The sequence below is a fragment of the Amycolatopsis sp. NPDC088138 genome (assembly GCF_044741685.1).
Lineage (GTDB): Bacteria > Actinomycetota > Actinomycetes > Mycobacteriales > Pseudonocardiaceae > Amycolatopsis.
This window is the reverse complement of the sequence record NZ_JBIUTB010000005.1, coordinates 919,795-939,110: the sequence shown is the minus strand read 5'-3', so window position 1 is coordinate 939,110 and position 19,316 is coordinate 919,795. Positions and strand designations below refer to the sequence as shown.

Genomic DNA, 19,316 nt, shown 5'->3' with positions numbered 1-19,316 from the left:
AAAACGTCGCGCTGCCAGAGCTGGACGTCGAGGCGGTGTCGTCAGAACGAGGTTTCGGGTTCGAGATCACCGAGCTCGAACCGGTGATCGCCACCCTCGACCAAGGACTCGACGATCCCCTGTACCTCGACTACATCGGGCGGGTGACCGTCGACCTCGGCCGATGGGCACGACCGCAAGCCGAGGACCGCTGGATCACGATCGACGGCCCGGTCATCGAGGGCTGCCACCCGGGTCTATGACCGCACGGTCGAGCTGAGCTACGTCCACGTCGCCGAGCTGCGGCTGAAGCTGGTGAAACTTCGCTGACGCGCTTGCCGCCGATGACACCGCGTGGTGACCGATAGAGCGGGCGCGCGACACGAGCCGGGAACGCTCGGAGAGCAGCGAAACGAACGCCGCTGGCGGCGCCGCCTGACCACTAAATATGTCAGCCATCAACGTGTTCTCTTGGTAACTTCCGAAGGGTGAACTTGACCGACCTCAGCAGTGGCTTCCGTGACGGGGCTCAGCGTCGGCGCGCGCAAGCCGTGATTGAGGAACGACTCGCGGATGACCGAGAACAGGATGAATGCCGATATCTTATGAGGTTCATGTGGCAACTGGCCATGACCTACCAAGAGGTGTCGGCACGCGAACTTCAGGCGCATGTGAGCGCGGGCAAGCTGAACGCTGTCGAAGCGCTGATCGAAGCGATCAGGTGCTCACCCGACCGGATCGACGCCTGGATCCTGTCGGCAGAGGAAGCTTTCCTCGTCATCCATGATCGAGGCCATGAAGCAGGTCTGTAACTCCGCGCCGTGCCGTAATCGCCAGTGAGGACCTTCGACCGCACGATCGTGTGCACCCGCCACGGCGGCCCTGTCAACATCGGGATGCCCCGTCTCCTGGGATTGACGACGGCCGGATCTCGCGTTCGCCCTCGACGTCCAGCGCCGTGAAGCGCGGCTGGCCGGCTTCTGGCGGTTGCCTTGCCTGCCGCTGGGCCGATCCCGAGCAGTCATCGTTTGGCGTGAACCGGCCCGCAGACATGAACGTCCGCTTCTGCCGACGAGCGTGCGTCCGTCATAAACCTCGGCACCGCGCTGGCGATGACGCTCCTGCGCTCGTCGCGGATTTCGTACCCGCCTCTATATGGCCGCAGCAGGGACTGACGTTTCGAGGGCGGCGAGGAGGGCCCGGCGGGATCGAGTTCCCGACTTCTGCATGGCGCGGGAAATGTGGTGCTCCACCGTGCGCTGGGACAGGTGCAAGGTCTCGGCGATCGCGCGGTTCGTCATCCCGCCGGAGGCGAGCTCGGCGACCTCCCGTTCCCGTGGGGACAACGCGTCGTCGTAAGCCGGGCGGCCGCGGCCACGGGGCGGCTCGGCACCTCCTGCTAGGGAGCGCAGACGGCCTCGGGCCCGCGTCGCGTCCCACGCTGCTCCGAGACGGGTGAACGTCTCGACTGCCGTTTCAAGGTGCTGCGGGCCGGCGGCACCTTCCAGCGCCAGCGCGGCCGGGTACGGGGCCGCCAGCCGCGAATACAGCACTGACGCGTGTTCGAACGGAGCGGGTTCGCCGTCGGCCAGCAGCGCCCGGGTCCAGGCCAGTGCCGCAGCGGCCATCGGACTGTTCCGGCCGCGCAGGCCGGCGGCGAACTGCGCGGCCGCCTCAGCCGCACGGTCGGGGGCTGCGGCCGCGAGCCAGGTCTGCGTGGCTACCGGCGCCAACCGGGCCGCCCAGACCCAGATTCCTTTTTCCGCCAGCAACTCCCATGCTTCTTCGACTGTCGCGACGGCAGCGTCGACCCGGCCTTGGGCCAGCGCCATGCGGGCCCGGGTGGCTGCCGCGGCCGCGTCGTAGGGCACGAACGCGAAGCCGCCCCGGCCGGGCCAGACGTCTTCGGCCTCGGCCCAGTCGCCGCGGGCCACGGCCAGCTGGACGAGCACCAGACGGGCGTCGGAGTGGACGCCCGCGTCCGACATACCGCGGCGGCACCGCTCGGCCAGCCCGTCCCAGGCGCCGCGCTCGAAGTCGTACAGCAGCCGGGTACCGCGGTCGCACTGCTCGAAGAACGGCGACCCGAGCACCTTCTCGCACCGGCGAGCCTGGTCGAGGATTTCCCCCGCGGCCGCGAACCGGCCCGCGAACACTGCCCCGACCGCGGTGTTCGTGAGCCCGCGCGCCAGGTACTCGTTGTGCCGGAGCTCCAGCCCGGCCTGGGGCGGCTGCACCTGCCGCAACGGCGCCGCCTCCCCGCACGCGACGGCCAGCGACGTCCGTGCGGCCGCGACGGCGGCCCGAGAGACGTCGTCGTCGGCCACCCGCTCGGCCCGGACCAGCCAGGATTCGTGTTCGGACAGGCCGGCGCCGGACTGGAACGGGTTGGCCAGCGCGGTCATCGCGCGCACGAGCAACGCCGGCCGCTCCCGCAGCTCGCCGGTGGCGGTCTCCAGCTCCGCCCAGCCCTCCGCCCGGTTGAGCTGCTTGTGCAGCAGCACACCCAGCTCGAGCCGGATTTCGCCGCGCACGCCGGGCGCGAGCCCGGGCAGCCCGACGATCTCGCGCAGCACCGCCACGGTCCGGGGCGAAGGCAGGGTCAAGATGGCGTTGCGGGACAGCCGCAGCGCCAGGCGGGCCCGCACGCCCTCGCCGATCGCCGGGGACGCCAGCACCGGCCGCACCGCGTCGACGACCGACTCCGGGTCGGCGAACGCGCCCGCGTCGCCTGCGACGCGCTCGACCGCGCGCAGCCACTCCTCGGTCGCGCCGCCCCGGCGGCGGTGTTCGGCGACGTGCACCCACGGGACGGGGTCGCGGCGGCCCAGCACGTCCGCGGCCCGCAGGTGCAGGCGCCGGCGCCGCGGTCCCGGCAGCCCGGCCCGGACGGCGGCCGCGGCGAGCGGGACCGCGAACCCGTGGTCGCCGCGGGCATCTTCGACGAGCAGCGAACCGGCTTCGACCAGCGCAGCTTCGGCATCTTCGACGGACAGCCCGGCCGCGGTCGCAAGGTCCGCGACGGCCGCCGGGCCGCCGAGCACGGCCGCGGCCGCCACGAGCATGCGCGCGGGCGGGGACAGCGCGGCCAGCCGGGTGGCGGTCAGCTGCGCGAGCCGGGCGGGCACGCCGAGCGCGTCGACGTCCTGCGTGGTGAACGGCTCGCCGCCCGGGCCCGTCGCCCCGAGCAGCTCCAGCAGGTCGGCGACCACCTGGACGTTGCCGCCGGAGACCTGCGCTATCCGGGCCACGACCTGGCGCGGGCCGCGCTCGGGCCCGAGCCGCGCGTGGACCAGTTCCTGCACGCGGCCGGTGGTCCACGGCGCCGTCCGCTCGTGGCGGACCGAAAGCACCGCCGGCAGCGCGAGCCCCGGGCCCAGCGGAAGATCGGGATCGGCCAGCTCTTCCGGGCGCGCCGTGACGACGGTGACGCACCCGCTGCCGGCCCGCTCCACCCAGTCGCGCACCAAGGCGACGAACCCGGCGGGCGCGCGCTGGACGTCCTCGACGACCAGCAGCGCCGGCACCTCCCGGGCCAGGCGTTCGCGCCACGCGCCGGTGTCGTCGCGCTTCGCGGGGTCCGGCGGCGGCCCGACCCCCACTGCGGACCGCACGAGCGGGCTGTGCGCGGAGGTGAACGACAGGTCCACATGAGACACGCGAGCCTCGCGGGCGAGCGCGACCAGCTCCCCGGTCCGCGTGGTCTTCCCGGTTCCCGCGGCGCCGGTGACCAGCACCAGCAGCGGCCGGTCGCGCTCGCCGAGCAGGGTCTGCCGCACGAGCCCGGCCGTCGACCGGGCGTGGTCGCCAGGGGTGAGGGGGCTCATCGGCGCATCGTAAGCCGGGCCGGTGCGGGGGACACCAGACGAAAGGCGGGCACCGGCATTTGTTTGGGTATCCGTAGTTCCCGGCTCGCGCATGGCCGGACGGGCGGCCCCGGAGCGAGGATCTCTCCGGCAGAGCTGCGGCGCAGGCGGACGATCCCGCGTCCCGATCGCGCGATCGGACGTCGCCGAACCTGCCGGCACGAAGACGCCACCGCTGTCCGTGCCCGAGGGCGGCTCCGGCCCTCCCCGAGCCGGAGCCGCCCTCCCCACTCCTCACTCCCCCTCTCCCTGGAGTACGACCATGAACGACTCGCCGGTCTGGCGCGGCATCAAGCGCTTCGCCGTCCCCGTCCTGGGTGTCTGCGCGACGCTCGCGCTCGTCACCGTCCCGCCCGCCTCGGCCCTGACCCCCCACCCGAGGACCGCCGGGCACCCCCTCGGGCCCGGCGGCGACGTGGCCACCGCGGCCGCGCCCGCCGCGCCCGCCGCCGACGTCCTGCCGGTGACGAAGTCCTGCACGAGCTCGCTGCGGATCCGTGCCCAGCGGATGACCGCCGCCCAGCTGAGCGCGACCTGCTCGAGCCTCACCGGGCAGGACACCTACTTCCACCAGCTCGTCAAGGACAGCGGCCCGGTCGCCGGGGACCGCAACACCTCGCTCGAGGTGGACGTGTTCGACTCCCGCGCCGACTACCAGTACTACGCGCCTTCGATGTTCGGCATCAGCACCGACAACGGCGGCGTCTACCTCGAAGGCGACCCGTCCGCGGCGGGCAACCAGCCCCGGTTCGTCGCCTACCGCGACGACTCGAAGTCCTCGTTCGAGATCAAGAACCTCAACCACGAGTACACCCACTACCTCGACGGCCGGTTCGACCTGTACGGCGACTACCAGGCGAACACCTCGACGCCGACGCAGTGGTGGATCGAAGGCCTGGCCGAGTACGTGAGCTACAGCTACCGCAACGTGTTCTACAGCCAGGCCGCGGCCGAGGCGGGGAAGCGCACGTACGCGCTGAGCACCCTGTTCGACAACGCGTCCGGCAACGATCAGACACGCACCTACGTCTGGGGTTACCTCGCGGTCTGGTACATGGCCGAGAACCACCCCGCCGACGTCACCAAGCTGCTCGGCTACTACCGCACCGGAGCGTGGAGCGCCGCGCGCACGTTCCTGAAGCAGACGATCGGCACCCGCTACGACACCGACTGGTACCGCTGGCTCCTCACCTGAGCCTTGGCGGCGAAGGGCTTCCGGGAATGGATCCGGGGCGAGTGGGAACCCGGCGGTCCCGACCGTCGACGTCCCGGCGGGCCCGCGGCCTGGACGTCCACGACCGCCCGGGCCGCGCGGCCCGGGCGGGCCGGCTGTCCAAAGGCAGGGCATCGGCGGTGGACCCGGGTCTGTACTTCCACGCCGGCGACCGCACTGTTCCACAGGAGCTGCGCAGTCTAGGTGTCCGGATCAAAGATGACGCGCGGTGACGACGGGTGGCCACGAGATACACAGCCGATGAGAAGACAACGTCCGCTCATGCCGCGAGTCGGTCGACGAAGGCGGCGTGACGCGCGTTCATGCCGATGAGCGCAGATCTCATCACGGGCCTCGTCCTGAGGCCAAAGACCCCGTCCGGCAGATCGCCGCCGCGGAGCGGATCGCCGGTGAACTCGACGTTCTCGGCGACAGCCTGATCGGCTTCTTCGCCGAGATGGCACGCGCCGAAGGGTGCTCTTGGACGGACATCGGCGCGCCCCGCGACCTCAGCCGCCAAGGCGCCCAACAGCGCTACGCACCACTTCTCGCGCGGCTGACCCTCGACGACCTGATCCGCACCGGCGTCCTGCAGCACTTCGACGACAGCGCGCTCGGCTGCCTCCGCCACGCCCAGACACGCGCGCGCCGGCTCGGCCACGACACCATCGACAGCGGCGATCTCCTCCTCGCGATCCTCGACGACCCGGCCGGGCTCGCCGGCACCGTCATCCGCGCGCTCGGCGCCGACCCGGCACACGTGCGCGCCGCCCTCGATCCGGAACCCGACGACGACCAGCCGGCCGGGCGCAGCCGGCCGGGGATCAGCCCGGACGCCCGCCGGGCCATCGACGGCGCGATCGCCGAGGCACACGGGCAAGGCGTCGCGGTGGCGCACCTGTTCCTCGCAGTCCTGCGCGCACCCGGCAGCCCCGGCGGCCAAGCGCTCACCACACACGGCATCACCCGCCCGGCCGCGCTCGCCCATATCCTCGGACTCGCCGGTCGCCCGGCCCAGGACCCGGCATGACCGCCCTCCAGCAGGTCACCGACGCACTCGAAGCCCTGCCGACCACGGCATTCCTCGTGCTCGACCAAGGCCGCACCGTGCTCGACCACGGCACGACCACCACACCCGGTTTTCTGGCCTCAGCACGCAAAAGCGTCCTCTCCGTCCTCTACGGACCCGCCATCGCCGACGGAACCATCCGGCTCGACGCCACCCTCGACGAGCTCGGCATCGACGACATCGGCGGCCTCCTGCCGCAAGAACGCCGAGCCACGGTCCGCGACCTGCTGACCTCGAGCTCCGGCGTCTACCACCCCCCGGCGGCCGCCGCCGGGCCCGAAGACGACGCACCGGCCCGGGGAACCCAGCCGCCGGGCACCCTGTTCCACTACAACAACTGGGACTTCAACACCCTCGGCACGATCTTCGAACGGTGCACCGGACGATCCGTCTTCACCGCACTCGCCGAAGACCTGGCCGCACCACTCGGCTTCGACGACTTCGACCCGGCCCGTCAGCGGCTGCTCGGCCGCCCCGAGGTCTCCGAGCACCTCGCCCACCACCTGTTCCTCTCCGCCCGCGACCTCGGCCGGCTCGGCACGATGCTGCTGCAGGACGGCCGGTGGCACGACCGGCAGGTCGTACCCGCGTCCTGGGTGACCGAGAGCACCTCGGTGCAAGTCGGTCGGGGCGCCGGCGTCCAGCTCGACTACGGCTACCTCTGGTGGCTCCCGCGGCTGCTGGGGCGCGGCTCCTTCATGGCGATCGGCAACTTCGGCCAATACGTTCTCTGCGTGCCGCCGGGGCTGGTGATCGTGCACCTGCGGGCCGTCCCCGACGACACCATCCTCGCCCGCACCCAGGGCACGCCCACACCTGACCCGATCGACTCCGTGAGCCCCCAGCAGTTCATGAAGCTCGTACAGGGAGTGCAGGTCGCGCTACGGTCCTGACCGCAGGCGTTGACGATGTCCGCTCATGCCGCCGAGCGTGATTGGTCTGTCGGAACACCCGCGCCCGCCGGCAAGGCCCGCGAGCAAGGCAGGCGCCTACGGTCATGGCTCCGGGTTCGGGTCCGACAAAGGCCACCACACCCGGCGCCTGACCGGCGGTTGCGGCAAGCGAACGCGTACGTGCTCGGGAACCGGCGCGCCGGCCGCGGCGGCCTCGACGTACTCCTTGGCGCCTTGCGCTCCGAGATCGGGAGCGGACGCCCGCACAAACCGGAGTGCGTCGAGGCGCTGACCGCAATCGAGCAGCTCGGTGATCCGAGACCGAAGCGGGTCACCGCGTTCAAGCCCGCGAACCTGCTCTAGGTAGTCCTCGATCCACTCACCGTTCTCGACATCAACGGTCCCATGCACCATGTGCAAGCTGCCGTCCACCCCATCGACCAGGAAGGGCCCGTGGCCCACCACCATGTCGATGAACTCGCGGGTGCGCACGTAGCGCTCACTTTGGCTGCTGATGACCCAGCCAAGCCGGTGTGGACTGACGTCCGTGATCACCATCCTCGGTTGGCCCCCTGCCGGCCACCCAGCCAGATGCCGCTCCACGACCTCGACGGCCCACGCCTTCGACACCTTGGCAACAAGCGATGGGAGAGGCTCACAGGTTGGACGGGAATGTGTGCCCATCCGCCGAAGAGTTGCGCCTGGTGCTCGCACATGCAAGGCGCGATGACGGCGGCGAGACAATGTTCCGGGGCTTGCACCGGGTGACGTCCGACGAGCACGCCAGCACCTGGACAGATGCTGTGTTCGGAGCTCGTCAACGTCCTTCGCGGTCGATCGAGCGCAAAGCCTCCAACGGCGTACGGCCCGTCGCCTCGGCCAGGGCCATGACAGCCGCTGCCGCCAGCGCGGTCAGATTCAAAGCAGCACCCATCGCGTCCTCTCGGACGGCGGCATCGGTGATGTTGTGAACATCCGCGTCCTCATCGGCAAGGTAGGCCGCTACGCCTTCGACCATGGCGCGGCGCGCAGATGCCCGCTTTCTTCGTTCGCTGCCCGACACTCGGCCAGTATCCCTTGCCGGCGTCCGCACATGCCGCCGACCGTGCTGCCGCGACGCACGCACGCGCCGACATGCGCAGGTCGGTGGCTCGGGTGCAGACTGCCGAGGTGGACATCGGAGACGCCGGCTCGCGGTTGGTGGATCGTTTTGGTCCCGGTGCTGCGGGCTGGCTCGCCGAGGTTCCGGCCCTCGCCTCGCGGTTGGCGTCGCGGTGGGGCCTCGTGCTCGGTGAGGTGTTCGCGAGCGGGGCCTCGTCTGTCGTCATGCGTTGTCGATGGCGTGACGGAACGCCGGCGGTACTCAAGCTCAGCCCGGATCGAGCACTGCTGACCGAGCAGGTGGACATGCTGCGTGTCTTCGCGGCTTCAGGCCGGGTACCGGCTCTGTTGGCCGCGGACGCGGAAACCGGGGCGATGGTGCTGGAAGAGATCCTGCCCGGCGCCGAGGCCGAGGACCTGTCACCGGAGTCGTTGCCGCAGCTGTGGGGCGAGTTGCTTGCCGCTCTGCACGCCGTGCCTCCGCCTGCGCTCTGGTCGCGGGATCTGCGCGGCCGGTGCGACGAGGCCTTCGCCCGAATCGGCCGGAGACTGTCCGAACCGGCCATCGGTGCGCGGATCGGTCAGCATGCGTGGCGGCGGGCGATCCAGCGCTGCGAGGCGTTGCTGGACAGTCAGGCCCGAATCGTGTTGTTGCACGGAGATCTGCACCTCGGCAACGTCCTGGACGGCGGTCCGTCGCGCGGTCTGGTCGCGATCGATCCGAAGGCGTGCTTGGGTGATCCGTGTTTCGATGCCGTCGACTACGTGGTGGCCGGGGCCGGGCACGAGGGAGTCCAGGCCCGTTGCCAACGGGTGGCGACCGCATGTGGGTTCGACGGGGACAGGATGTTTGCCTGGACTCAGGTGATCGCACCGATGTTCGCCATCGCGTACCTTACGAATGACGGTTCAGATATGGCGATCGACGAATTGCTCACTCTGACTCGGTGATCCCCACGCATCGATCGGAGAGCTCTTACGTCGGCTTCACGAACCGGTGACACCGCAAGCCGGTTTCCTGAAAACGGCTCGGGAGTACTCCAATTTGGGCGTCACCGGGCAGGGGCCTCAGCGGCGGCCGGTGGAGGCACTGCGCCAAGGTAAACTGGAACCTGGCCAGGACCCGGCACAATTGGAGGTTCTTCAGGTGAGTGGTGCGCTGGTGAAGCGAGCCGCGAACGTGGCCGGCGTGCTGGCCATCATCTGGGGTGGCTGTTTTCTGATGACCTTGCCGTTCGGTCTCAGTGATCTCGGGTTTTCCCTGATCTTCGCGACTGCGCTGACGGCGGCGATCCTCCTTGTCGTCGGCGCCGGAATCCTGTTCAAGCGAGGCTGGGACGCGCTGAAGAGGCGATGGGCAGCCACCGGCGTTCGTCATCGAACGCCTTGAATCAGGCAGAGGGGCGAGGTCCGCCCAGTTCTAGCAGCACTTCCAACCCGCAAACTCACGGCGAGGCCGGCGCCTCCACTGGACGATGTCAACGACAAAGAGCAAACACGAAAGACACGAGCCAACGTCCTGTCACGCCGATGAGCGGATGTCTTGTCTCCGCTGCAGATGAGCGGCGTGAACGAGGAAGTGGAGCTGCCGCTGCTTCCGTGGCGGCGCGGGAGCAGCCCGAGGTGAGGACGCCGGCCAGGGCACGTCGCGATCCGTCACTCCGCCCCGGCCAGGTCTGCCTCCGGCCACTTCCGACCGCACGACCCGGGCCGGCAACTCCACCGCCTCGCCGGCGGCGAGCACGTGTAGCGCCACAGCCCGCCAGCCCGGGCGCCGTCGACTGGTGATCACCACCGTGCCCATCCGCACCCGCCCCCAAGAACTCCGCCACGTCCTGCGGACTGGTCACCTCGTAGCGCTTCCCACGGCGGCTACCCCATCCCAGTGACGCCGGTCACTCACCTTGACTCCCTACCAACTAGAAGGTAGAAATTGTCGCGTGACCACGACAGCGGATCGGATCCTGGACAGCGCTCAGACGCTGGTGCAGGTTCGGGGGTACAACGGCTTCTCCTACGCCGACATCAGTGCCGAGCTGTCCATCACGAAGCCGAGCATTCACCACCACTTCCCCACCAAAGCCGCACTGGCCGAGGCGCTGATCGCGCGCTACCGGGAACGGTTCGCCGTAGCACGAAAGGAAGTCGACGACGACGCGGCGGGCGCGCGGGAGCGCCTGGTGGGTTACGCCGGGCTGTACGCGGAGACCTTTGCCCAAGGCGGCCGCATCTGCCTCTGCGGCGTCTTCGCCGTGGATGCGGAGAGCCTGCCCGTTCAGGTACGGCAGGCGACGGACGCGTTCTTCGCCGACCAGCGGCAGTGGGTGGCCGGCGTGCTGGCCGAGGCGGGTATGCCCGCCGGCCGGACCGGTGCGGCGGCCGAGGCCTACCTGGCGTCCCTGGAGGGAGCACTGCTCCTGGCCCGCGCTCACGGGCAGCCGGACGGCGCCGCCGGACGGGATCGGGACGTGGTCCGGTCGGTGGCGGCGACCCTGGTCGACGCCCTGGTCTGAAAACGCACCACTGCAACGCCTTTTTGCATGACCACTCAACCTTCCAACTAGTAGGTAGTCAGATGAGGAGCACCACCATGGGACAGGACTTCACCGGTCGCAAGCTCGTCGTAGTCGGCGGCAGCAGCGGCATGGGCCGTCAGATCGCCGAGGACGTCGTCGGCGGCGGCGGCAGCGCGGTCGTCATCGGTTCCCGCCCCGAACGGGTCGAGAAGACCGTGGCCGACCTGGCCGCCCGCGGGCAGGCCTGGGGCATCACCGCCGACCTGCGCGATCCCGCCGAGGTGACGCGGGTGCGCAAGGAACTGACCGGCCAGCACGCCGACACGACGTTGCTGGTCAACGCGGCAGGCGTGTTCCGGCCGCTGCCGTTCCTCGAACACACCCCCGCCGACTACGACGCCTACCTGGACCTGAACAAGGCCACCTTCCTGATCACCCAGACCGTGGCGCAGAACATGGTGAACGGCGGCCGCGGTGGCGCCATCGTCACCATCGGCAGCATGTGGGCGAAGCAGGCCATCGCCGCGACCCCGTCGTCGGCGTACTCGATGGCCAAGGCCGGCCTGCACGCCCTGACCCAGCACCTCGCCCTGGAACTGGCCGCCCACAAGATCCGGGTCAACGCCATCTCCCCTGCCGTGGTCGCCACCCCCATCTACGAGGGCTTCATCCCACCGGCCGAGGTCGACACCGTCCTGGCGGGATTCAACGACTTCCACCCGATCGGCCGGATCGGCACCACCGAGGACGTCTCCGCCGTGGCCACCTTCCTCCTCTCCGACCAGGCCGGCTGGGTCACCGGCGCGATCTGGGACGTCGACGGCGGTGTCACGGCAGGCCGGAACCAGTAACCACCGAGTGCCGCACGCCTGTACGGGTTTGACGGTTCGGAGCCCGTACAGGCCCTCGCCCCTTGGATGCCCGGGCGCACGTTGTCGCGGACTCCGTCGATGTCCCGGTCCGCCCATGAAGAAGGGCGGGGGAATTCTCGCCCTGTCGCTGGCCGCGGTCGTGGCTTGTGATCCGGCGAGCCTGCCACCCACCGAGCCGGCCGGTGCGCTGGGCTTTGTCGTGCACCCCGGCGCGACCCAGTACCCGTCACCGGACTCCCCGGCCCCGCTCTTCGGCGACGGGCTGCCGGGCAACGGCAATCGCGTCCCGGCGAGCTGGCTGGGCGCGGACGCCTGCACCCGGCTCGTGCTCGGCCCGGTGCCGGACGGCGGGCCGAAGCAGGCCGCGGCCGCATTCGGCGCCACGGCCGCAGTGGCAGGGCCGGACGGGTCGGTGATCGGGCTCGGCCAAGAGGGGTTCTCCAGGCGGGACCGGTCCGGCGAGGTCGTGCGGCTCTTCCGGTCGGAGCCCGGCCGGAACGCGGTGGCGCTGGTCCGCGCGGGCCGGGACCCGTGACACTTCCGGCGGGACCGAATCGGTCGAGTGGGTGTCCGGGGACGAGGGCCACACCGCACGTGAGATCAGGTTGCCGCACGACACGCCCGGCCACTGGGCGCCGAAGGCGATCGCGGCCGAGGGCGATCATGTCCTGGTGGCCGACACCTACGACGTGGACGTCCGGGTGTGGGCCTCCGGCGACGCGGGTGAGACCTGGGCGGCGTCGAAGGTCGAGGCGCCGGCGAACCGGCTCTACATCAGCACGGTGCTGAGAACCGGCGGGAAGTGGCTGCTGGCCGGATCGTCCGCGGCCGGCCCGGCGGTCGCGACCGGTGAACCAGGAGTGCTGGGTGGCGGCAGGATCGCCGGTGGGACCGTCGACAACGCGGGCAGGCCGGTGCTGTTCGGGGAGCGCACCGGGGAGGGCCGAGATGCTCTCGGCCCTCCCGGGACAGTCCGGTACGCGAGTCAGATCTTGCCCGCGGCCACGTCGGCGAGGGTGACGCGGAAGGACTTGTAGTTCACCACGTAGCGCTTCGATTCCGCGGTGGTGATCTCCTCACGGATCGGCAGGCCGTTGTCGGCGTTGATGACGAGGACGTCCGTGCTGCCGCCCAGGATGGCGGGGGGCGCGGTGAGGGTCAGCCCGGCCTGGCCGTCGACGTCGGTCTTGCCGACGACCATGCCCGGGATGGTCGCGTACAGCTTCAGCACGCCCGCGCGGACCTCCGCATCGGCGGCGTTGGCGAACAGCGCGTGCTGGGCGTTGCTCCACAGGTGGTTGTTGATCAGGTTTTCCAGGTCCTTGCCCGTCGGACGCGGTTTGGGGGCGGGAGCCGGCTTGCCGATCTTGCGGAACATCTCCGCGGTCTCCGCTTGGGCGGCCGCCCAGGCCTTGTCGGCCTCGGCGGGGCTCAGGCCGATTCCCAGAGCGTTGCCGGCCGCGGTGATCATCGCGATCCTGGCCTTGCCGACGTCGCCGTTCGCGGCGAGACGGGCCGCCGCCATCACGTTCCCGTCGTACGGCGAAGCAGGCTGGGCGTCTCCCTTGACGACTGCGTCCACCAGGGTCTTCTCCGAGTCGCCCGTGAACTGCCGGCCCTTGTCGGTGTAGAGGGTGTAGTTGAGGTTCGGTTTGTTGTCCAGCCCGAACTTCGTGTTGATGATCAGCGACGCGTCACCCGGCTGCGTGCCGGCCGCCTGGACCGCGGAGGCCAGTTTCACCAGCGGCGCCTCGACCGCCGGCGGCACCTCGATCGCCTGCGGGGCCCCGCCGGACGGGCCGGCCGGGACGCTGCCGCCTGACGTACCCAGCACCACCGCCGCCGCAACCGCTGCCGCGCCCACGGCGGCCACGCCGACCTTGGGCCAGGAGAACCAGCGCTTCGGTCGCACGACCGTGGCCACGGGTTCCCCCATCGCCGACTGCAGTGCCGTGCGGGCACGGTCATAGGCCTCGGGACCGGGGGACGGCACGTCACGCAGATTCTTCATGAGATCCATTTCATCCATGGGGCTGTCTTTCACGTTGTCGGGACTTGCAGCAGCGCGACCACTTCGGGGGCTTCACGCAATGCCTTGCGCGCCTGGTGCAACAGGCGGCGGGCCGTGCCGGCCGGGATGTCGAGCACCCGCCCGGCCTCGGCGACGGTCAGGTCCTCCCAGGCGACCAGGCCCAGCACTTCCCGCTCTTCCGGTTTGAGCCGAGCCAGTGCCCTGCTCAGCAGGGCCTGGGTGTCCACGCGAACATCCACCGCCGGCCAGGGATCCCAGCCGCTCGCCACACCGCTCAGGTCCGACGCCGGCTCCTCGGCCGATGCGGACCGCCAGTGCCGGCGCAGCCGGTTCAGCGCGACGCCGTACAACCAAGGCCTGGCTTCGGGATACGAACGGTCGTAGTTCGCACGGGACTCGTAAGCCGCCACCCACACCTCGCCGAGCACGTCCTCGGCTGCCTGCCGGCCCACTCTGCGCGCCAGGTAGTTCCCGAGCGCGGTCTCGTGCCGGCTGATCACTTCCACGAAGGCATCGGTGTCTCCGCGCAGCGACCTACCGATCAGTTCCGCGTCTGACGACATGAAGCTCCTCGGGTTTCGCTTCGCCCTGACACCCCGTCTTTGCCAACGCCCGCCCAAAGCGTTCAGGCCAGGTCACCCCACGGCGAACATCGCTGGTCAGGCGACGTGCTCGACTCCCGCGCTGTCCTACAACCCCGGGTACTCCGCGTGGATCTCGCCGTCGAACAATCGCCAGTAGAAGGCGTTCATCTTCGCCGCCGCGGGCGCGTGCCGGGCCAGGATCGCGGCCACGGCCGGCGGCACGTCGTCCGGGATGTGGCCGGCCGCGCACTGGCGTACGTACTCGTTGCGGGCGACGGGGCCGCCGCCGGCCGGCACCGGTACTCCGCACACCGCGGTCACCAGCCAGTTGACCAAGCGCATGGCGGCGTAGCCTTCGTCATGAGTCGCGTGACGTTCGGCAAAACCGCGCTCGGCGGCCGACAGGTCGAACCGCGGCGAGGTGGCCAGCCCGAAGTCGGTGAGGTAGATCCGCTCCCCGTCGGTACGCATGTTGCCGAAGTGCCCGTCCATGTGCAGCATCTGCCGACCGCGCAGGAACGTCACGATCTCGGAAAACTGCCGCTCGACCGCGGTGGCTTTGCCGGCGGGGTTCTCGCCCAGCCAGCCCTCGATCGGGTGCGGGATGTATTCGCAGAACAGCACCAGGCTGCACGACGCCGCGGCCAGCGCTTCGCAACGGACACGCACGCTCGAGCTGCCACCCAGGGCGGCCACCACCGTGTCGATGTCGGCGTGCTCAGCGGCGACCGGCGAGCGGCCGGGCAGCACCCGCCAGTGGTGGAGCACCGGGAACGACCGCGTCTCGCCGGCCAGGACGGCGTCGGTGACGATCACGTTCGCGGCCAGCTCGCGCCACGCGTTGAAGCCGGGGCTGACGACGCCGTACTGGCAGTGCACCGGCAGCTCGAACAGGTTCGCGGTGGAGCCCGGGTGCGCGAGCTCGAGGTCGGTCAGCGGGATGCGCTTGGCGAACACCGGCACGCCGTCGACGTCGAGGACCGCCGAGTCGCCGCCCACCCCCACGCCGGTGACCTGCCCCGCGCCGACGAGCGCGGCAAGTTCGGCATCACTGCGGGATTCAAGGAACGCCGAGAGTTTCCGGTGGCGGGCGTGCCTGGCGGCGGTCACCGTGCAATCGTGCCACGGACGCCGGCATTTCCGATCACGTCCGCCGGGTGCCCGGCGCCCTGATCGACCTCCGCGCTCCCCCAGCGGCGATGACTTTCCCCTGCGCCACAGGCGGTTGACACTGGCTGCCGAGTCCGTTCGGGTGAGACACTTCGCCGGTGCCGCGGGAGGGACGCCGATGAGACCTGGCGAAGGGATCGCCCTGCTGGTGTTCGTGGCTCTCGGGGCGGCGATGGCGGTCATCAGGGTCCGGTGGCCGGAGAAGTTCCGGGGTTTCGGCCGGGTCCCGCCGCCGGACCCGGCCCACGCACGCCAGTTCGCTGCGCTGCGGGACGAGGACTACGACCTCGTCCTGCGCGGCGACGCCCAGGTGAACCACTTCAAAGCGACGTGGCCGCTGGTCAGCCTGCTGGTCAGCCGCGGCCAGATCGAGCTGCGCGTTCCCCGCGTCGAACCGATCCGGATCGTCCGCGCCGAGGTGACCGGCCTGTGGTGGGTGGGCGCGTTCGGCCGCGGCCTCAAGTTCCGCACCGCGTCGGGCCGGTTGGACGAGGTGACGGTCTGGCCCCACGGCGAGGTCGGGGACCAGCTGGCCGAGCTCGGCTGGCGCTGAAGACGGTCGCGGATCGCTCATGTCAGGCGGTCTCGCAGCCGGGCGTGGCGGAACTGGTAGACCGCGCCCGCCTGACGCAGCACACCGCGCCGGTGGGCGTCGGCGAGAAACCGGTTCAACCGCAGCGGTGTGTGCCCGAGGAGCGCCAGCCAGATCCGGCAGAGCAGATAGGCGCCCCACGACCGCGAAAGGGTCATGGTGACGCCGACCGCGAGCCCGAACACCGCACCCGCCGCGAGCCCCAGGCCCAGGGAAATGTGGTGGGACATGGCAATTCCGCCGACGACGAAGCCGGCGAGCCCGTAACTGAGACAGCCGATGTACCGGAACGCGAACCAGCCGAACAACGCCGACACGGCACCGGCCGGTAGTGCCCGGACGAGATGGAACGGGTCCCGCACCGCGCCGAGATCCGAGTGCGGCTGACTGAGCGCGATCGCGAACGCGTAGAACAGCCCGATCGCCACGGCCGCCGAAAAGGCGAGTGTCAGCGTCGCGACCCGGTCCTGGGCATGGGTTGCCGCCGGACTGGACGCCTGGGCCACACCGGTCGGCACCTTCACCCAGACATGGAGCCCCACGCTGAGCCCGAACACCGCACCGAGCACCGCCACCGCGCCGATCGGCAGCGACCAGACCAGCCCGATCGCGACGCTGATGGCGAGCCCGATCGCGAACCGGCCGAGAAACGACCACGCCGTGCCGTGGAACCGGACCTCCACCCGCTGCGCTCCCGCCCGCGTGCCCCAGCCCTGGGCGGCACAACCACCGACGGCGGTGGCTAGGCCGTAGGTCGTGGCCATGACGGGGCCGTCGGCCAGCAGCCCGGCGAGTGCGAACAGACAGGCCGCCGGCAGACTCAGGAGAACGCCCCTCGCGGGCCTGGACACCGACCGCACCAGGTGCCACCAGGCGAGCTCGGCGGTCCGGGTGCGCCGCAGGTGATGGGCCAGAAACGTCAACCACCGCCGGGCCTGGTCCGGGCGGTACCCGCGGACCGCGGTGCCCGGCGGCCGGGGACGGCCGGCGTAGGAGGCCGGCAGGAACGCGTCGAGCAGGTGGTCTTCGACCGCGGCACGGTCCGGGAAGCGCCGCTGGTCGGAAAGATCCGCCGGGTCGCTGGTGGGAGCGCGGTAGGCCGCGCGGGCCAAGTCGACCATCAGCGGGGTCGAAAGGGCTTGTGCGAGAGGGCTTTCGCTGTCGCGGCGCAACTGGTCGACCACGGGTTGCCAGCGGGTGTCGCCGGCGTGGTCGCGTGCGGTGAGGAACCGGATGGCGTCGTCGAGCCGCACCGGCTCGATCTCCACCACCGCGGCGCTGGCCAGCACGCCGCCGCGGCGGACCGCGTTCTCGTACTCCTCGGCCCGGCACGACACGACGAGCGGGCGATCACCCGCGATCGCCTGGTCGAGGGCGTCGATCGCCGCGGCGTGCATTCCCGGTGGCAGCTCGTCGAGGCCGTCGAGCACCGGGATCACCCGCTCGTCGGTCACCAGGCGGGCCGCGGCGTCGGTTCCGTACGCCACGGTGTTGCGCAGACCGGGATGGTCTTCCAGCAGCCTGCGGGCCAGCCAGTGCTGCAGGTGCTCCTGGTGGGGGTTCCAGGACGACAGCGGGAACAGCACCGGCGTCGGATCGCCCGCGGTGCGGTCGGCCAGCAGGGCGAGTGTCAGCAGGATCGTCAGCACCGTCTTGCCCGATCCCGGTGCGCCCAGCACGACCAGCTGGCGCACCGGAAGCTCGCGGAACTGGGCCGCCAGCTCGGAAATGTCGCCGCGGAGCACCTCGTGCACGGCGGTCACCGGCCGGCCGGTGCTCGACCACCGCACCCGCAGCGGCGCCGGCCGGTGCAGCGACCGGATCTCGGCTTCCGCGGTCCATTGCCGGGTCACGGCGGTGGCCAGTTCGCGCACTGCCCGGTCGAGGGGCGTGTCCGGCGCGTGCCGGTTCCCGGCGGTGGGGCCCGCCTGCGGCCCGGGGGTGGCGAGGCCCGGGTCGGACGTCAGAATCCGCTGGTGCAGCCGGCGGAGATCGGCACCCGGGTCGATGCCGAACTCCTCGGCCAACCGCGCCCGGGTCCGTTCGTAGTGGGTGAGGGCATCGGCCTGCCGGCCCGATCGGTACAGCGCGAGCATCAGCTGCGCGGCGAGCCGCTCGTCCCACTGGTGCTCGCCGGTGCGGGTCAGCAGCTCGGGCACCAGCTCCGCGTGCTGCCCCTGCTCCAGCCGCCGATCGGTCAGGTCGAGCTCGGCGGTGAACCGTTCCTTCTCCAGCACGTCGCGGACGCCGTTCAGCCATGAGCTGTCCACGCCGGAGAACGGGTCACCCCGCCACAACGCCAGCGCGTCGTCGAACAGTGCCATCGCGGCGGAACCGTCGTCGGCCGCTCGAGCTTGCCGGACCAGCTCGCGAAACCGGTGCGTGTCGATCAGGGCCTCGTCGACGGAGATCAGATAACCACCCGATTGCCGGACGATCTCCGCCCCGGCCACGGAGGCCAGTGCTCTGCGCAACCGGTGCAGGTAGCTGTAAAGCGTGTCACGCGCGCTTCGCGGTGGCCGGCCGGCCCACACCCGTTCGACCAGCTGGTCGGCGGACACGAGCCGGTTGGCCTCCACCAGCAGGACAGCCAGCACCGAGCGCTGCCGGAGAGGCCCCAGATCGACCACGCGGCCGTCGACACGAGCCTCGATGTCTCCCAGCAGACGGAACTCAGCCGTCATCATCCCACCCTCGCCGCGCTCCCGAACAATCGTTCACCAACCCGACAGCCGGACAGTCTGTAACCACCTTTACCGCATGTGGCCGCGCAACGGCAGGTTCGGCGGCGGAACATCGTCCGGTCCCTCTTCGCCGGTTCACCCTGAAAACCCCCTCCCACCAGGGGATTCAAGATGGGTTCCAGGTTTGCGCCCGGACTGCCGTGCAGGGTCGTCCAGGAAAGTCACCGGATGAGAAGGGGAATGAAAATGAGTGATTTCCGGAAGGTGCTCGTAGGAACCGCGGTTGCCGCCGCAGTGGCCGCGGGCGGCCTCGTCGGTGCGGGTACCGCCTTCGCGGCACCTGAACCGGTCGCGACGAACCAGGAAGCCGTCGCGCTGGCCGTGGACAACCTCGGCCTGAGCACCGGCGAAGCCAAGTCCGTGCAGAGGTTCCTGATCTACAAGCACTACGACCCCGGCACGGTCGACGGGCAGCTGGGCTCGAAGAGCTGGATGGCCATGCAGAGCTACCTCAGCAACTACGGCTACGGCTACAAGGGGACGATCGACGGGATCGTCGGCCCGCAGACGATCAAGGCACTGCAGCGCAGGCTCGCGGCCGGCTTCGGGTACACCGGTGCGATCGACGGGATCGCCGGGCCGGAAACCAGGTTCGCGTTCGAGTTCTTCGCCAACAGCTGGACCTGACGTACGCGAGCACTCCACGGGCGGTCAGCTGCGTGATTTGGGGGTACGCAGCTGGCCG

General features: G+C 70.5%; 20 protein-coding genes. 13 read left to right on the top strand and 7 right to left on the bottom strand.

What is annotated here, in order from left to right; all coding sequences use genetic code 11:
• The first annotated feature begins 35 nt into the window (after positions 1-35).
• Together ACIOD2_RS30855 and ACIOD2_RS30850 are read left to right on the top strand one after the other, a co-directional pair.
• Positions 36-242, top strand: coding sequence for a hypothetical protein (locus tag ACIOD2_RS30855; protein WP_400545630.1), 207 nt, complete (start codon positions 36-38; stop codon positions 240-242).
• A gap of 225 nt (positions 243-467) precedes the next feature.
• Positions 468-791 carry a hypothetical protein gene (locus tag ACIOD2_RS30850; protein WP_400545627.1) on the top strand — a complete coding sequence of 108 codons (324 nt, stop codon included), beginning with the start codon at positions 468-470 and terminating at the stop codon, positions 789-791.
• A 339-nt stretch (positions 792-1,130) separates the two neighbouring features.
• Here the strand turns inward: ACIOD2_RS30850 and ACIOD2_RS30845 are convergent, their stop codons facing one another.
• A complete protein-coding gene (locus ACIOD2_RS30845) occupies positions 1,131-3,806 on the bottom strand; it encodes a LuxR C-terminal-related transcriptional regulator (protein ID WP_400545624.1) in 2,676 nt (891 codons plus the stop codon).
• A gap of 301 nt (positions 3,807-4,107) precedes the next feature.
• Between ACIOD2_RS30845 and ACIOD2_RS30840 the strand changes: the two genes are divergently transcribed.
• From ACIOD2_RS30840 to ACIOD2_RS30830, 3 genes are all read left to right on the top strand, one after another.
• Positions 4,108-5,040: a collagenase gene (locus tag ACIOD2_RS30840; protein ID WP_400545622.1), complete on the top strand. Its 933-nt coding sequence runs from the start codon at positions 4,108-4,110 to the stop codon at positions 5,038-5,040.
• A gap of 328 nt (positions 5,041-5,368) precedes the next feature.
• On the top strand, positions 5,369-6,088 hold the full coding sequence (locus ACIOD2_RS30835; RefSeq protein WP_400545619.1) for a Clp protease N-terminal domain-containing protein: 720 nt from the start codon (positions 5,369-5,371) through the stop codon (positions 6,086-6,088).
• On the top strand, positions 6,085-7,020 hold the full coding sequence (locus ACIOD2_RS30830; RefSeq protein WP_400545616.1) for a serine hydrolase domain-containing protein: 936 nt from the start codon (positions 6,085-6,087) through the stop codon (positions 7,018-7,020). The genes ACIOD2_RS30835 and ACIOD2_RS30830 overlap by 4 nt, the downstream gene beginning before the upstream one ends.
• A 102-nt stretch (positions 7,021-7,122) precedes the next feature.
• Here the strand turns inward: ACIOD2_RS30830 and ACIOD2_RS30825 are convergent, their stop codons facing one another.
• Both ACIOD2_RS30825 and ACIOD2_RS30820 read right to left on the bottom strand, forming a co-directional pair.
• Positions 7,123-7,704 (bottom strand): YrhB domain-containing protein, encoded by a 582-nt coding sequence (locus ACIOD2_RS30825; protein WP_400545613.1) that lies wholly within the window; start codon positions 7,702-7,704, stop codon positions 7,123-7,125.
• 133 nt (positions 7,705-7,837) lie between these two features.
• Positions 7,838-8,083, bottom strand: a complete 246-nt coding sequence (locus ACIOD2_RS30820) for a hypothetical protein (RefSeq protein WP_400545610.1) — start codon at positions 8,081-8,083, stop codon at positions 7,838-7,840.
• 71 nt (positions 8,084-8,154) lie between these two features.
• Here ACIOD2_RS30820 and ACIOD2_RS30815 point away from each other — a divergent pair, with 71 nt between their 5' ends.
• The 6 genes from ACIOD2_RS30815 to ACIOD2_RS30790 all read left to right on the top strand — a co-directional run bounded on the left by ACIOD2_RS30815 (position 8,155) and on the right by ACIOD2_RS30790 (position 12,546).
• On the top strand, positions 8,155-9,072 hold the full coding sequence (locus ACIOD2_RS30815) for an aminoglycoside phosphotransferase family protein (RefSeq protein ID WP_400545607.1): 918 nt from the start codon (positions 8,155-8,157) through the stop codon (positions 9,070-9,072).
• 46 nt (positions 9,073-9,118) lie between these two features.
• Complete coding sequence (locus tag ACIOD2_RS30810) at positions 9,119-9,511, top strand: hypothetical protein (protein ID WP_400545604.1); 393 nt, start codon at positions 9,119-9,121, stop codon at positions 9,509-9,511.
• 550 nt (positions 9,512-10,061) lie between these two features.
• Complete coding sequence (locus tag ACIOD2_RS30805; protein WP_400545601.1) at positions 10,062-10,634, top strand: TetR/AcrR family transcriptional regulator; 573 nt, start codon at positions 10,062-10,064, stop codon at positions 10,632-10,634.
• A gap of 77 nt (positions 10,635-10,711) precedes the next feature.
• Positions 10,712-11,488 carry an SDR family NAD(P)-dependent oxidoreductase gene (locus ACIOD2_RS30800; protein ID WP_400546210.1) on the top strand — a complete coding sequence of 259 codons (777 nt, stop codon included), beginning with the start codon at positions 10,712-10,714 and terminating at the stop codon, positions 11,486-11,488.
• A 115-nt stretch (positions 11,489-11,603) separates the two neighbouring features.
• Positions 11,604-12,044, top strand: a complete 441-nt coding sequence (locus tag ACIOD2_RS30795) for a hypothetical protein (protein ID WP_400545598.1) — start codon at positions 11,604-11,606, stop codon at positions 12,042-12,044.
• 31 nt (positions 12,045-12,075) lie between these two features.
• Positions 12,076-12,546 (top strand): hypothetical protein, encoded by a 471-nt coding sequence (locus ACIOD2_RS30790; protein ID WP_400545595.1) that lies wholly within the window; start codon positions 12,076-12,078, stop codon positions 12,544-12,546.
• Here ACIOD2_RS30790 and ACIOD2_RS30785 read toward each other — a convergent pair.
• From ACIOD2_RS30785 to ACIOD2_RS30775, 3 genes are all read right to left on the bottom strand, one after another.
• The gene (locus ACIOD2_RS30785) at positions 12,495-13,520 is read right to left on the bottom strand and encodes a hypothetical protein (RefSeq protein WP_400545592.1); all 1,026 of its coding nucleotides are present in this window, start codon (positions 13,518-13,520) and stop codon (positions 12,495-12,497) included. The genes ACIOD2_RS30790 and ACIOD2_RS30785 overlap by 52 nt on opposite strands.
• A 29-nt stretch (positions 13,521-13,549) precedes the next feature.
• Positions 13,550-14,104 (bottom strand): RNA polymerase sigma factor, encoded by a 555-nt coding sequence (locus ACIOD2_RS30780; protein ID WP_400545589.1) that lies wholly within the window; start codon positions 14,102-14,104, stop codon positions 13,550-13,552.
• 126 nt (positions 14,105-14,230) lie between these two features.
• Positions 14,231-15,235 (bottom strand): serine/threonine protein phosphatase, encoded by a 1,005-nt coding sequence (locus ACIOD2_RS30775; RefSeq protein WP_400545586.1) that lies wholly within the window; start codon positions 15,233-15,235, stop codon positions 14,231-14,233.
• Between the two features lie 178 nt (positions 15,236-15,413).
• On the opposite strand from ACIOD2_RS30775, the gene ACIOD2_RS30770 reads away from it, so the two are divergent.
• Positions 15,414-15,848: a hypothetical protein gene (locus ACIOD2_RS30770; protein WP_400545583.1), complete on the top strand. Its 435-nt coding sequence runs from the start codon at positions 15,414-15,416 to the stop codon at positions 15,846-15,848.
• Between the two features lie 17 nt (positions 15,849-15,865).
• Here ACIOD2_RS30770 and ACIOD2_RS30765 read toward each other — a convergent pair whose 3' ends face one another.
• Positions 15,866-18,571 (bottom strand): BTAD domain-containing putative transcriptional regulator, encoded by a 2,706-nt coding sequence (locus tag ACIOD2_RS30765; RefSeq protein ID WP_400545580.1) that lies wholly within the window; start codon positions 18,569-18,571, stop codon positions 15,866-15,868.
• Positions 18,572-18,817: 246 nt separating this feature from the next.
• Between ACIOD2_RS30765 and ACIOD2_RS30760 the strand changes: the two genes are divergently transcribed.
• A complete protein-coding gene (locus ACIOD2_RS30760) occupies positions 18,818-19,258 on the top strand; it encodes a peptidoglycan-binding protein (RefSeq protein ID WP_400545577.1) in 441 nt (146 codons plus the stop codon).
• Positions 19,259-19,316: the final 58 nt, after the last annotated feature.